14 protein-coding genes are annotated in these 13708 nt (G+C 71.2%); 12 read left to right on the top strand and 2 right to left on the bottom strand.

Annotation, left to right across the window (positions count from 1 at the left end; all coding sequences use genetic code 11):
• Positions 1-81 precede the first annotated feature (81 nt).
• From ACZ4Z3_RS26870 to ACZ4Z3_RS26845, 6 genes are all read left to right on the top strand, one after another.
• The gene (locus tag ACZ4Z3_RS26870; RefSeq protein ID WP_468503408.1) at positions 82-1173 is read left to right on the top strand and encodes a type III polyketide synthase; all 1092 of its coding nucleotides are present in this window, start codon (positions 82-84) and stop codon (positions 1171-1173) included.
• A complete protein-coding gene (locus ACZ4Z3_RS26865) occupies positions 1170-1688 on the top strand; it encodes an isoprenylcysteine carboxyl methyltransferase family protein (RefSeq protein WP_468503407.1) in 519 nt (172 codons plus the stop codon). The genes ACZ4Z3_RS26870 and ACZ4Z3_RS26865 overlap by 4 nt, the downstream gene beginning before the upstream one ends.
• Before the next feature lie 12 nt (positions 1689-1700).
• Positions 1701-2822 carry an NAD(P)/FAD-dependent oxidoreductase gene (locus ACZ4Z3_RS26860; RefSeq protein WP_468503406.1) on the top strand — a complete coding sequence of 374 codons (1122 nt, stop codon included), beginning with the start codon at positions 1701-1703 and terminating at the stop codon, positions 2820-2822.
• Positions 2823-2892: 70 nt separating this feature from the next.
• Complete coding sequence (locus ACZ4Z3_RS26855; RefSeq protein WP_468503405.1) at positions 2893-3606, top strand: TetR/AcrR family transcriptional regulator C-terminal domain-containing protein; 714 nt, start codon at positions 2893-2895, stop codon at positions 3604-3606.
• Positions 3607-3735: 129 nt separating this feature from the next.
• Positions 3736-4725, top strand: coding sequence for an NAD(P)-dependent alcohol dehydrogenase (locus ACZ4Z3_RS26850; protein ID WP_468503404.1), 990 nt, complete (start codon positions 3736-3738; stop codon positions 4723-4725).
• A 128-nt stretch (positions 4726-4853) separates the two neighbouring features.
• Positions 4854-6023: a serine hydrolase domain-containing protein gene (locus ACZ4Z3_RS26845; RefSeq protein WP_468503403.1), complete on the top strand. Its 1170-nt coding sequence runs from the start codon at positions 4854-4856 to the stop codon at positions 6021-6023.
• Positions 6024-6085: 62 nt separating this feature from the next.
• On the opposite strand, the gene ACZ4Z3_RS26840 is transcribed toward ACZ4Z3_RS26845, so the two are convergent.
• Complete coding sequence (locus ACZ4Z3_RS26840; protein WP_468503402.1) at positions 6086-6523, bottom strand: Lrp/AsnC family transcriptional regulator; 438 nt, start codon at positions 6521-6523, stop codon at positions 6086-6088.
• Positions 6524-6692: 169 nt separating this feature from the next.
• On the opposite strand from ACZ4Z3_RS26840, the gene ACZ4Z3_RS26835 reads away from it, so the two are divergent.
• The 5 genes from ACZ4Z3_RS26835 to ACZ4Z3_RS26815 all read left to right on the top strand — a co-directional run bounded on the left by ACZ4Z3_RS26835 (position 6693) and on the right by ACZ4Z3_RS26815 (position 11601).
• Entirely contained in the window at positions 6693-7967 is a 1275-nt protein-coding gene (locus tag ACZ4Z3_RS26835) for an ArgE/DapE family deacylase (RefSeq protein WP_468503401.1), read from the top strand.
• Between the two features lie 152 nt (positions 7968-8119).
• The gene (locus ACZ4Z3_RS26830; protein WP_468503400.1) at positions 8120-8377 is read left to right on the top strand and encodes a hypothetical protein; all 258 of its coding nucleotides are present in this window, start codon (positions 8120-8122) and stop codon (positions 8375-8377) included.
• Between the two features lie 133 nt (positions 8378-8510).
• Complete coding sequence (locus tag ACZ4Z3_RS26825; protein ID WP_468503399.1) at positions 8511-9791, top strand: serine hydrolase domain-containing protein; 1281 nt, start codon at positions 8511-8513, stop codon at positions 9789-9791.
• 125 nt (positions 9792-9916) lie between these two features.
• Entirely contained in the window at positions 9917-10906 is a 990-nt protein-coding gene (locus ACZ4Z3_RS26820; RefSeq protein ID WP_468503398.1) for a BtrH N-terminal domain-containing protein, read from the top strand.
• Between the two features lie 131 nt (positions 10907-11037).
• Complete coding sequence (locus tag ACZ4Z3_RS26815; protein ID WP_468503397.1) at positions 11038-11601, top strand: dihydrofolate reductase family protein; 564 nt, start codon at positions 11038-11040, stop codon at positions 11599-11601.
• Here the strand turns inward: ACZ4Z3_RS26815 and ACZ4Z3_RS26810 are convergent.
• Positions 11558-12529: a LysR family transcriptional regulator gene (locus tag ACZ4Z3_RS26810; RefSeq protein WP_468503396.1), complete on the bottom strand. Its 972-nt coding sequence runs from the start codon at positions 12527-12529 to the stop codon at positions 11558-11560. The genes ACZ4Z3_RS26815 and ACZ4Z3_RS26810 overlap by 44 nt on opposite strands.
• A gap of 110 nt (positions 12530-12639) precedes the next feature.
• Between ACZ4Z3_RS26810 and ACZ4Z3_RS26805 the strand changes: the two genes are divergently transcribed.
• Positions 12640-13566, top strand: coding sequence for a PhzF family phenazine biosynthesis isomerase (locus tag ACZ4Z3_RS26805; RefSeq protein ID WP_468503395.1), 927 nt, complete (start codon positions 12640-12642; stop codon positions 13564-13566).
• Positions 13567-13708: the final 142 nt, after the last annotated feature.

Here is a 13708-nt window from a genome sequence, read left to right as displayed (position 1 = left end):
GACGTCTTGGAAGTCAGACGACCTACAGGAGCCACAGGAGCAACGGGAGCAACGGGAGCAACGGGAGCAACGGGAGACAGCATGAGCACGCGCATCGTCAGCGTTCGCGGCGTCCTGCCGGAGCATCGTCATCGGCAGGAGGACATCACCGAGTCAATCACCACCACGATGATGGCCGAGGAGAAGGCCCGACACGGCGTCGTCGAACGGATGCACCGCAATGTGTGCGTCGAGACCCGGCACACCGTGCTCCCGCTGGAGGAGTACGCCCGGCTCGGGGACTTCGGCCAGTCGAACGACGTCTTCATCCGGGCCGGCGTCGAACTCGGCGCCCGCGCGGCCGTGGACGCGCTCAAGGGTGTGGGCCTCACGCCGGCCGACGTCGACTACATCGTGTCGTGCACGGTGACCGGCCTGGCCGTCCCCTCGCTGGAGGCCCGGGTCGCGGCGGAGATCGGGCTGCGTCCCGATGTGGTGCGCCTGCCCCTGGTCGGCCTGGGCTGCGTGGCGGGAGCGGCCGGTGTCGCCCGTCTGCACGACCTGCTGCGCGGTCGCCCGGACGGGGTCGCGGTGCTGATGTCGGTCGAGCTGTGCTCGCTCACGCTGCAGCGCACCGACACCTCGGCCGCCAACATCGTGGCAGGCGGGCTGTTCGGAGACGGCGCGGCGGCGGTGGTCGCCGTGGGCGCCGAGCACCCGCTCGCGCAGTCCGACGACCCGGCCCGTCCGGAGGTCCTCGCGTCGCGCAGCCGTCTCTATCCCGACTCGGAGCGCATGATGGGCTGGGACGTGGGTTCCGGGGGGCTGAAGATCGTGCTCGATCCCTCCGTCCCCGACCTGGTCCGTCACCACGTGGGCGAAGACGTCCGAGGCTTCCTCGCCGACCACGGGCTGACCCGCGAGGACCTCGGCTGGTACGTGGCGCACCCCGGCGGGCCCAAGGTGCTGGAAGCGCTGCAGGAGGCTCTCGGGGTCGAGCGGGAGGCCCTGCGCATGACGTGGGACTCGCTGCGCCGGATCGGCAACCTGTCCTCGTCCTCGGTACTGCACGTCCTGGCGGACACGCTGGCCGAGCGTCCGCCCCCGCCGGGCTCCCACGGGCTCATGCTCGCCATGGGGCCGGGCTTCTGCTCCGAGTTCGTGCTCCTGCGCGCACCGGGTGGTGCGCCGTGAGCAGCGAGGTCCTGTTCACGGTCCTGGTGCTGGCGGTCGGCCTGGAGCGGGTGGCCGAGCTGGTCGTGTCCCGGCGCAACGCCGCCCTGAGCTTCGCGCGGGGCGGGGTCGAGGCCGGGCGGGGGCACTACCCGTTCATGGTGGTCCTGCACACGGGTCTGCTCGTCGGCGCGCTCGTGGAGGTGTGGCTGCGCCGGCCGGACACCGTGGCGGTCCTCGCGTGGACGACGCTCGCCGTCGTCGTGGCCTCGCAGGCGTTGCGCCGGTGGTGCATCGCCACCCTGGGGCGGCAGTGGAACACCCGGGTGATCGTCGTGCCGGGCGCCTCGCGCGTGGCGGTGGGCCCCTACCGCTGGATCCCGCATCCCAACTACGTCGCCGTCGTCGCGGAGGGGCTGGCTCTCCCCCTGGTGCACTCGGCGTGGGTCACGGCGGTCGCCTTCACCACGCTGAACGGGTTTCTGCTCGCCACCCGCATCCGCACCGAGGACGCCGCCCTGGCCCAACTGACCTGAGGGAGAGCACCCATGGACCTGCTCGTCGTCGGCGGAGGACCGGCAGGCCTGGCCACCGCCCTGCACGCGGCCCGCGCCGGGCTCGACGTCGCCGTGTGGGAGCAACGCGCGGGCACCGTCGACAAGGCGTGCGGCGAGGGGCTGATGCCCGGTGCCGTCACCGCCCTGGCGGCACTCGGCCTTCACCCGCCCGGCCATGCCCTGCGCGGCATCCGCTATGTGGCCGGACGGCACCGGGTCGACGCGGACTTCACGGCTGGCCCCGGCCGGGGCGTACGTCGTACGACGCTGCACGCGGCGCTGCGTGAGGCGGTGCTCGCCGCGGGCGTACGGATCGAGCAGCGCACCGCGCGTCGCGTCGAACAGGTCGAGGACGGTGTGCGGGTCGACGGCACCCGCGCCGCCCATCTCGTCGCCGCGGACGGCCTGCACTCGCCGATCCGCCGGGCCCTGGGGCTCGACCGGCCACGCCGGGTCCGCTCGCGGCACGGAGCGGGAAGCGGGGTGGGGGACGGATCGGGAAGCGAGGCGGGGCACGGATCACGGCACGGGTTGCGGCGCCACTACCAACTCGCCGCGTGGAGCGATCACGTCGAGGTGCACTGGGCTCCGCTCGCGGAGGCCTATGTGACGCCGGTGGCCGACGATCTCGTGGGCGTCGCGGTGCTCACCGCCGCCCGTGGGTCCTTCGACGACCACCTCGCCGCCTTCCCCGAACTGCGGGAGCGGCTGGCCCGATCCGCCCCGGCCGGGCCGGTACGGGGGGCGGGCCCGCTGCGCCAGGAGGCGAGCGCGCGCACCGCCGGGCGCGTGCTGCTCGTCGGCGACGCCGCCGGTTACGTCGACGCCCTGACCGGTGAGGGCATCGCGTTGGCGCTCGCGCAGGCACAGGCGGCCGTCCGGGCCGTCGTCGAAGGTGACGTGCCCGGCTACGAGCGGGAGTGGCGCCAGCTCACGCGGCGCTACCGGTGGCTGACCCACGCGCTGCTCGGCGCGACGCGGGTGCCCCCGGTTCGCAGGGCGCTGGTGCCTCTCGCTCAACGGCTGCCGTGGCTGTTCACGGCCGCCGTGGACGTACTGGCCGGCCCGGCGCGGGGAGATAGGGCCGGAGTCCTGGGCCCGGCCCGGATGTGACGCGTCAACCTGTACCTTCGTCATCGGAAGCCGTCGTCGGCTCCGGGCCTTGTCCGGACGAGAGGGAGTCGTGGAGAGAACCGTGCAGGCCGGCTCCGCCGGGCGCTCTCGGGCGCCTCTGAGCACGGAGCGGGTTCTGGGCGCCGCCGTCGCCCTGGCCGACGAGGGCGGAGTCGACGCGCTGAGCATGCGCGGGATCGCGCAGTCCCTCGGTGTCGTGCCCATGGCCCTCTACAAACACGTGGCCAACAAGAACGAGTTGCTGGACGGCATGATCGACGCCGTTGTCCGGGAGATCGACCCGCCGGCCCGCGACACCGACTGGAAGACCGCCGTTCGCGGGCGCGTACTGTCGGCCCGTCGCATGCTGCTGCGCCACCCGTGGGCGGCCCAGGTCATCGAGTCGCGCATCAAGGCGCGGACCACGCCGACCCCCGCGGTCATGGAGTACCTGGACTCGATGATCGGGGTGTTCCGGGACGGAGGGTTCTCGCTCGACCTCGTCCATCACGCCCTGCACGTCATGGGCAGCCGCCTCCTGGGGTTCTCCCAGGAGTTGTTCGAGGACACCCCCTCCCGCCCGGGGGCCGACCGTGCACCGGATCCGGACGCGATGCCGCCGGAGGTGATGGCCGCGCGCTACCCCCACGTCGCCGCACTGGCCATGGCGGTCACGCACGACGCGGATTCCGTCGTCGGATCGGGCTGTGACGACCAGTTCGAGTTCGAGTTCGCCCTGGACCTGACGCTGGACGGCCTCGAGCGGCTGCTCCGTACGGCCTGACCGGCCGAGGCGAAGGCTCCCCTCCTCACCGCAGGCCACCTTTCCCCTTGACTGGTGTACGCCGTACACCTACCTTGCCGTCATCAGGGCATGGGGTGTACGGCGCACACCAGACATCGGGGAGGCGCTGTGAAGGCGATCGTTCAGGAGCGGTTCGGCCCGCCGGAGACGCTGCGGCCGGCCGATGTGGACCGGCCCGAGATCCGGGCCACCGAGGTGCTGGTGCGGGTGCGTGCCGCCGCGCTCAACCCCTATGACTGGCACATGCTGCGGGGCGACCCGTACGTGGCGCGGCTGGTGGGAGGTGTGGGGCTGACCCGGCCGAAGTGCCGGGTGGCCGGGATCGACGCGGCCGGACAGGTGGTGGCGGTAGGGGCAGAGGTACGCGAACTGCGGCCCGGTGACGAGGTGTTGGGGTTCTGCCCGGGCGCCTTCGCCGAGTACGCGCGCACCACCGCGTCCCTGCTGGTGCCGAAGCCCTCTGCCCTGACCTTCGAGGAGGCCGCGGCCGTGCCGATGGGGGCGGTGACCGCCCTGCGCGGCATCCGTACCGTGGGCCGGGTGCGAGCCGGACAGCGTGTGCTGATCAATGGGGCCGCCGGTGGGGTGGGCACGTTCGCCGTGCAGATCGCCGCTGCGTCGGACGCGGAGGTGACGGGGGTGTGCAGCGCCCGTAACGCCGACCTGGTGCGCTCGCTGGGCGCCGCGCATGTCGTCGACTACGGCCGGGAGGACTTCACCGACCGGCGCGGGCACTACGACGTGATCCTGGACAACGTGGGCAACCGCCCGCTGAGCCGGCTGCGCGGGGCGCTCACCCCGACAGGCGTCCTCGTCGCCAACGGCGGTGGTTCGCCCGGCCACGTGTTCGGGGCGATGGGCTCCATGCTGCGGCTGAGCGCGGTCGACGCCGTCGTACGGCAGCGGCTCCGGCCGATCCTCCCGTCCGCCCCGGCCGGGCCCACCCACGAGGACCTGCTCGCCGTCACGGCGCTCATCGAGGCGGGCAAGCTCCGCCCGGTCGTCGACCGAACGTACCGGCTGGAGGACACTGCCGAGGGCGTGCGCCACGTGGAGGAGGGTCACGCGCGTGGCAAGGCCGTGGTCAGTGTGGCGTGAGGGGGCGGGGAACGTGAGGCGGGCCGGGGTCGGGCAGCCAAGTGGGTTGTACGATCGTCGCGTCGGCCTCATGGACGTCCCGTGGCGAACTCACGGGCCCGTTGTCGGCAGCTACGCGAGGACCCTGCATGAGGCTGCCCACATTCCGTGCCCCTGTCGTGTTCGCATTGGTTTCCGCGCTGGTGCTGGTACCGGCCGGCTGCGGTATCAGCAGCGGAGCCGGGGAAGCCGGCCGGCGCCCGCCGGGCACCGGTTCTCCCTCCAACCCGACACCGGATCCCACGGACGATGCCGTCCAGGCGATCCTCGACACGTCCCTGCCCCGCGACGGGAGCGGAACGGTGATCGCCGCCCGCGACGGTGAGATCACGCACTGCGCGGGCTACGGGATGGCCGATCGGGCCCACGGGACCCCGGCGACCTGCGACACGGTGTACGACCTCATGTCGATGACCAAGTCGTTCACGGCCGTGGCGATCATGAAGCTGCAGATGGCGGGAAAGCTGCGGGTCAGCGACCGGATCAGCGAGTACGTCGGGCATGTCCCCGCGGACAAGCGCGCGATGACGCTTCACCACTTGCTCACCCACACCTCCGGGCTGCCCGAGTCCCTGGGGGACGACTACGATCCGGTCTCCCGCCAGGAGATGATCGACGGAGCGGTCACGTCCGAGCTGGTCGCCCCGCCCGGCACGACGTTCTCCTACTCCAACCTGGGGTACAGCCTGCTGGCCGCCATCATCGAGCGCGCCTCCGGCATGGACTACGAGCACTTCCTGGCGGAGCAGATCTTCGCTCCCGCCGGCATGAAGGACACCGGATACGTCCTGCCGCGCTGGGACAGGGAGCGGATCGCGGTGGAGTACGACGAACGGGGCGTCTCCCAGGGGCGGCCGCTGGACCATCGATGGGCCGCCGACGGCCCGTACTGGAACCTGCGCGGCAACGGCGGTCTGCTGTCCACCGCCCGCGACATGTACCGCTTCCACCGCGCCCTGGCCGACGGCACCCTCCTGGACCGCGACGCGCGGACCGCGATGTTCACCGCCCACTCCCCCACCGGCCTGCCCGGCTACGACGGTTACGCCATCGGGTACGGGTGGGTCGTCATGCCCGACACGAGCCTCGCGACCCACTCCGGCGGCAACGACTGGTCCTACGGCGTGAACGTACACGCCGTGCGCGGCGACCTGATGGTGTTCTGGATCAGCAACCAGGCGGTACGGGGCGGGAAATGGGACCTCCAGGAGATCGCCCGCTCCCTCACCTGCGAACTGATCAAGCAGCTCCGAGGCTGAGCGTCACTGTTGGCCGGCGGACGACGCGAGCCTCGGCACTCGCGGTGATCCCTCGGTGTCGATCACACACGAGGCCGGTTCAACAGCCGGGAGAGCACGATGGCGCTCTCGGTCCGCTCGACAGGAGCGGTGGCACGCACGCGTTGGATGGCCTGTTCCAGGTGGGTGATGTCTCTGGCGAGCATGTGGACGACCGCGTCGGCGGCACCGGAGACGGTACAGGCTTCGACGACCTCGGGGATGCCCTCCAGGGCTTGGCACAGTTCGGCGGGGGTGGGATTGCCGGTGCAGTAGACCTCGACGAAAGCCTCGGTGTGCCAGGCCAACGCCTGAGGATCGATGAGAGCGGTGAACCCGCGGATGGCGCCGGTGGCCACCAGGCGGTCGAGACGCCGCTTGGCGGCGGGCGCGGACAGCCCGGCCGCCTTGCCGATCTCGGCGTACGTGGCACGCCCGTCGTGCAGCACGCAGCGGATGATCGCTTCATCGATGGCGTCCATGACCTCACTCCCGACGTCAGAGCCTGCGGTCGGCGCAAGAAGTAGCCGTAAACCCGCTGACATTGCAAGAAAGCGACGGTCGACAGCAGCAAATGGCGATTGCTTGCGCTCTTCCGCCGAACATAGTCTCCGGCTTGTCCTGATGTCACGTGCTGGGAGCAGTGTTGAGATGACAGCAAGCCTGAGCGATGTGGAAGCCTCGGCACTGGCCGCGGTGGACGAGGCGGCCATCGCCCGGTTGCTGCTGGAACTCCTCGCTGTTCCGAGCGTGACGGGAAGCGCCGCGGAGTCCGAGCTCCAGCACGTCCTGGCCCGGCATCTGCAACGAATGGACCTCGATGTCGACCTGTGGTCCATGAACCTGCCCGAGCTTCGTGCCCATCCCGAATTTCCCGGCAGCGAGGCCCCGCGCACGGAGGCGTGGGGCCTGGTGGCCGGCACGCCGCCCCAGGGCGACGGGCCGACGCTGGTCCTCCAGGGGCACGTCGACGTCGTCCCTTCCGGGGATCTGGCGCAGTGGGAGGGTGACCCCTTCCTCCCCCGGCTCACCGGGGACGTGGTGCACGCACGAGGAGCGTGCGACATGAAGGCGGGGGTGGTGGCGATACTCGCCACCGTGGCCGCGATACGGGAGGCGGGCGCAAGGCTGCGCGGCCAGGTGTCCGCCCACCTCGTCGTCAGCGAAGAGGACGGAGGGCTCGGGGCGTTCGGCACCCTCCGACGCGGCCACACCGGGGACGCCTGCATCATCACCGAACCGACCAGCGGCGCGCTCATGACGGCGAACGCCGGCGCCCTGACCTTTCGCATCCAGGTACCCGGCCGGGCCACCCACGGCAGCACCAGATACGTGGGAGTGAGCGCCATCGACGCCTACCTGCCCATCCACCGCGCGCTCGCCCGTCTGGAAGCCCGCCGCAACGCCGACGCCGACCCGCTCATGTCCGAATATCCCATCCCCTACCCGTTGTCCGTCGGCACCGTCCATTCCGGCGACTGGGCCAGCAGTGTGCCCGACCTGCTGGTGGCCGAAGGAAGACTGGGCGTCCGGCTGGGCGAGGATCCGGCCCGGGCACGCACCGAACTGGAGGCGTGCGTGGCCGAAGCCTGCTCAGCAGACCCCTGGCTGCGCTCCCACCCCGCCACGGTGATGTGGCCCGGCGGACAGTTCGCCAGCGGACGGCTGCCAGCCGGGCATCCGCTCGCAGCCCAGGTCGGCGACGCGCACGCCGACGTCACCGGCGGTCCGCGACCCTCCGAGCGAGGCGCCCCTTACGGCAGTGACCTGCGCCTGTACTCCGGGGCGGGCATCCCCACGCTGCAGTACGGCCCTGGCGACGTACGCCACGCACACGGTCCACAGGAACAGGTCCGCGTGAGCGAAGTCGTCACCGTCACCCGGGCACTGGTGCTCGCCACCCTGCGCACGGTCGGCACCAAGTAGCGGCCGACGGCCCCACTCCCTACCGGCTGCTTGCACCAGACCAGACCTTTGGCATGGCCGTGTTCGGCGGGAGTCGCGTGTTCCCTGGGCAGTTGGCGGGTATCACTTCGGGGCGGTGGCGGGTTCACCTGCCACGGGAAAAGGGGGGTGCCATGACCGGCAGGAATCGGATGCGGATTCTGAACAAGAACCGTGTCATCGGTCTGCTCATGACCGTGTCCACGATCGTGGCCGCGATCCCCATGGGCGTTCTGGCTTTCGCCGATCACACGCTCTGGGCGTACGGCCTGTTCGAACTGCTGCTCGGCGTTCTGCTCTTCGGTGTCGCCATGCTGATCATGGGGGATCACTTCGAGGAGTCCGGAGGCGAGACCAGCGGGAACGACGGGGTCGGCCTCGGAGGTCTGTAGGGCTCGGCATGTTGTTGGCAAGACGGTGAGCCCGTCTGGACGTGTGTCACGATCACGCGCCTGACGGGTGGTCTTCCTGCCGTTCCGTGTCGGGCCGGCCGTCGCTGTCGTGGTCGCCCTCGATACTCCGGCCATGAGATCAGCGCGTTCACCCCGGCCGCGGCTCGCCGCGGTCACCGCTCTGGCCGCGCTCCTCGCCCTTGGCGCCCCGGCCGCCGCAGTGGACACCACAGCCCGCACCGCCGCGTCCGGCAGCGCGGCCGCCCCCACGGCAGTGGGCGCGGCGGAACCCGACGGTCATCGCCGGGCCTGCGTCAGTTCCGCGGCGCCCCGGCGCGGCAAGGCACGCGACATCCGTCGGATCGCCGAGAAGGCCCGGGCCGAATCAGGGCTCACATCCGTGATCCTGCGGGTCACGCTCGGCGGCCGGGAGATCATCACCACCGCGCTCGGCGAATCGATGACGGGGGTTCCGGCCCGGCCCGCCATGCATTTCCGCAACGGCAACATCGCCATCAGCTACATGGGCACAGCCCTGCTGCGGCTGGTGGACCAGGGCCGGGTACGCCTGGACGAGCCCGTCGCACAGTGGCTGCCCGGCCTCAAGGACGGCGAGCGGATCACGCTCCGCATGCTGGCGTCGTCGACGACCGGGCTCGCCGACTACGTCACCGCGCCGGGATTCGCCCAGACCATCTCCGCCAACCCGTTCCGTCAGTGGACGGCCAGGGAACTGGTGGACGTCTCCACCAGCCGACCGCGCTGGTACCGGCCGGGCACCGACTGGAACTACTCGCACGCCAACTTCGTGCTGCTCGGCGCCGCCCTGGAGAAGATCACGGGGACCCGTCTGGACGTCCTCCTCCAACGGGAGGTCATGAGGCCGCTCGGCCTGCGTGAGACCCGTAACAGCTTCACGCCCGAGATTCCCGAACCCGTCCTGCACGCCTTCACGTCCGACCGGGGCACCTACGAGGAGTCCACCTTCTGGAACCCCTCCTGGACCACGGCCCCCGGCGCCGTGCAGACGACCGACATCTGCGACCTCGCCCGTTCCGCGACCGGCATCGGCTCCGGCGCGCTCCTCTCGGCCGGCGCCTACCGGGAGCTTCTGCACCCTGGCACCGTGGGTCTGGGCAAGCCGACCCGTACCTGCCCGGCAACCGTCTGCCTCGCCAACACGAAGAGGACCCACTACGGGATGGGCGTCCTCGTCCTCGGGGACTGGGTCGCCCAGCACCCCCTCTTCTTCGGGTACTCCGCGTCGCAGGCCTACCTCCCCGTCCAGGATCTCGCCATCGCCGTCGCCACCACACAAGGGCCCACAAGTCCCGACGGCCACACCGCTCACACCATCGTCCAGCGCATCGCCGCCGCCCTCACTCCCGACCACCCCATCCCCAACTACCCGTGATCCGGGGGAGAGTGGGGGAGTTCGGGAGCGCCCGAAGCCGGGACGGATACGGGTAACGTGTCGGACCGCCGGACCAGACAGCCGGTGATCCGGTCCGCCCCCAAGCCTCCCCGGGAGTACTCCTCATGACCATGGTCGACGGCATCGACGCCCGGGGCATGCAGCACTGCGAGACCACCACGCTCGCGGTGCTGCTGCGCCATCAAGGGCTCGATCTGTCCGAAGCCATGCTCTTCGGGCTCGGTGCCGGGCTGTCCTTCATCTACTGGGACAGCAAGAGCATGGACTTCCCCTTCCTCGGGGGCCGCGTCAAACCCTTCACCCTCACCACCGGCCTCGCCGACAGGCTGGGGCTGGAACTCCAGGTGAAGGAGACCACCTCGCCCCGCAAGGCCTGGGAGAACGTGACGGCCGCCGTCGAGGCCGGCCGGCCCGTGGGACTGCAACTCGACAGCTATCACCTCGACTACTTCACCTCGCGGGTGCACTTCGGCGGGCACATCGTCGCCCTGTACGGCTACGACGACCAGCACGCCCATCTCGTCGACACGGCGCAGCAGGGCGGCGCGGTGACCACCAGTCTGGACGGTCTCGCCCGGGCCCGGGCCGAACGCGGGCCGATGACCGCGAGGCACCGCTCCTTCACCCTGACCGTCCCGGCGGACGCCGCCCCGCCCCGGGAGCGGATCGTCCCGGCCATCACCGCATGCGCCGACGCCTTCCTCGAACCGCCCATCGCCAACCTGGGCCACCGGGGCATCGAGAAAGCCGGCAAGCTGGTCCCCGGCTGGCTCGGGCGGAGCGACGATCCCGAGCGGGATCTGCCGCAGGCGGCCCTGCTGATGGAGAAGGCCGGGACCGGCGGTGCCCTTTTCCGCAACCTCTACCGCGACTTCCTGGCCGAATGCGCCGAGCAGATCGACAGCCCGCACCTGCGCACGGGGCACGCGCTGTACTCGGAAGCCGCGGGGATGTGGACGCACACCGCGGCACTCATCACCCGAGCCGGGCAGACCGGCGACGCCCAGTACCTCGTCCAGGCCGGCACGCAGCTGCGTGAACTCGCGCGGACGGAACGCGAAGCCATGCAGGCGCTCAGCCGTCTGGAGCCCTGAACGCGCTCCCGGCTCACCGGCGTTCTTCACGAGCACCCGGGGGTGCGGAGTACGGCATCCGACGGTGCGTCGTACGGCCGTACGGTGGCGTGCGGTCGTACCGTCGGACGCGTCACCGAGGAGGACTTCTGATGCGCGGAGTGACCTATTCGATGAATGTCTCGCTCGACGGGTACATCGTCGGGCCGGACGGCGGAATGGACTGGGCGCCGCCCGACGAGGAGGTCTTCCGTTCCTGGATCGACGAGATCCGAGGGGTCGGCACCCATCTGCTGGGGCGGCGGCTGTACGAGACGATGCTGTACTGGGAGACCGCCGACGAGGATCCCTCGCTCGACGAGTCGCAGCGCGAGTGGATCGCGCTCTGGAACCCGCTTCCCAAAGTGGTGTTCTCCACCACGCTGTCGACGGTGCAGGGCCATGCCCGCCTGGCCTCGGGCGGCCTGGCGGAGGAGATCGAGCGACTGCGGGCCGAGCCGGGGAACGGCCACATCGCCATCGGCGGCGCGACGCTCGCCGCCGAGGCCGCCGAGCAGGGGCTGATCGACGAGTATCGGGCCAGGGTCTACCCGGTGCTGGTCGGGGGTGGGATCTCCTTCTTCCCCCAGCACGAGCGGCACGTGGATCTCGAACTCCTCGACACCCGCATCTTCACTTCGAAGGTCGTCTACCTCCGCTACCGCGTGGTGCGGTGAGAGCCGCCCCCGGCGTCTCTCCGTCCGCCCACCGCCGCGTCATCTCCTCCGCGAGAGCCTCCGCGGCCGGCGACGTCCACCGCCTGCGGTGGCGGGCCAGCCGTACCGGCACATCGCGGAAGTCCGGCGCCGGTACGCGCGCCAGTCTCCCCTGCCGCACCTGCTCCTCCACGCTCGTCAGCGGCAACAGGGTCAGACCCAGTCCGGCGGCGACGCACGAGCGGGCCGCGTCGACGCCGCCGAACCGGGTCAGCCGGGGCCGGGCGTCCGGCACGGCGAGCAGCCGCCGCTCCAACGCGTCGCTGTACGAGCAGCCCTCCTCCAGCAGGAAGAAGGTCTCCCTCGCCAACCGCGCCCAGGTCGGCGTGTGTTCGCGTCCCGCGAGGGGGTGCCCGGAGGCGCAGACGAGGGCGAGTTCCTCACGCGCCAGCGTCTCGGTCGCGACATCCGGGAACGGCGCCTCCCTCTCGTCCTCCAGCACCAGCGCCAGATCCAGCCGCCCGGAGCGCAGCCCCTCCACGCATTCGCCCGTTCCGGCCGCGTACAGGTCGACGTCCACCTCGGGGTGGCGGGTCCGCAGTGCGGCGATCACCGGGGGCAGCCTGGTCGCGCACAGCGACTCGGGGGCACCGAAGCGCACCCGCCCCCGTACGACCCCGTCGCCGTCCTCGCCGGCCCCCGCATCACCGGTACGGAGCCGTGCCACGGCGTCGAGCACCTCCTGTGCTCCTTCCAGCCGTCGTCGCCCGGACTCGGTGAGCAGCGTTCCGGTCGGCAACCGGTCGAACAACCGGGTGCCCCACTCCCGCTCCAGCGTGCGGATGTGAACGGTGACCGTGGACTGGGCGAGATGCAACTCGGCCGCGGCCGCGGTGAAGTTGCCGGTGCGGGCGAGCGTGAGGAAGGTCTGCAGGAGTCGGGTGTCCACGAGACCAGAGTAGGTACCCGCCGCGCTGCCTGCATCTATGTGGCGTGCCGATGGATTCGATCGGTGATGATCGTTGGACGCGATCGGTGGGGTACTGGCAGCTTGGGGGCATGAGCAGCGACGCGTACGACAAGAACGATGTGATCGGCACGAGTGCGGGGACCGGCTGGGCGGAACGGGCCGAGGGGGCGGCCGAGGTCCTGCGGTACTCCGCCTTCACCGACGATCCGTCAGGTGGCAATCCGGCCGGGGTGGTCCTCGACGCCTCCGCGCTCGACGACGCGGCGATGCTGGCGATCGCCGCCGAGGTGGGGTACTCGGAGACGGCCTTCGTCACCGAGGGCGACGCGTCCGCGCGCCGCTTCCGGGTCCGTTACTTCAGTCCGCTCGCCGAGGTGGCGTTCTGCGGTCATGCGACGGTGGCCCTTGCCGTGGCCCTCGCGGAACGACTGGGCGCGGGCGATCTCCTCTTCGACACGCCCGTCGGCGAGATTCCCGTCTCCACCGCCATCGGCCCCGCCGACGGCACGGCCCGCGCGACCCTCACCAGCGTGCCGGCCCACTCCCGCCCGGCCACACCGAGTGAACTGCACGCAACTCTCGAAGCCCTGGGCTGGTCCGTGGAGGACCTGGACGCCGGCCTGCCTCCCCATGTGGCGTTCGGCGGCAACGAGCACCTCGTCCTCGCCGCCGCCTCCCGGGCCCGCCTCGCCGACCTGCACTACGACTTCGACGGCCTCGCCGATGTGATGCGCCGCCACGGCTGGACGACGGTCCACCTGGTGTGGCGCGAGTCGCCGTGCCTCTTCCACGCGCGCGACCCGTTCCCCGTGGGCGGAGTCGTCGAGGACCCGGCGACCGGCGCGGCCGCGGCGGCCTTCGGCGGCTATCTGCGTGCCCTCGGCCTGACCACCGCCCCGTCCACGATCGGCATCCGCCAGGGCGAGGACATGGGTCGCCCCAGCGACCTGCGGATCGACGTGTCCGCCGAGGACGGCCGCGTCCGCGTCACGGGTGGGGCGGTGCCCATCGGGTGAGCCCGCCACCTGTGGCGGGTGAGGTGGCACCGGCTGTGGCCGGTCCTCGGGCGGCGTGCAGAATCTAGCCAGGACGCGCAACTGCCTATGGCTGGAACTCGTCCCTTGTACCCGAGCCGACGAGGCTCGCAGAGCACTCGAA

This window comes from Streptomyces sp. NPDC030296 (assembly GCF_055572815.1).
Note: the sequence above shows the minus strand (reverse complement) of the source record. Positions and strands in the feature narration are given on the sequence as shown.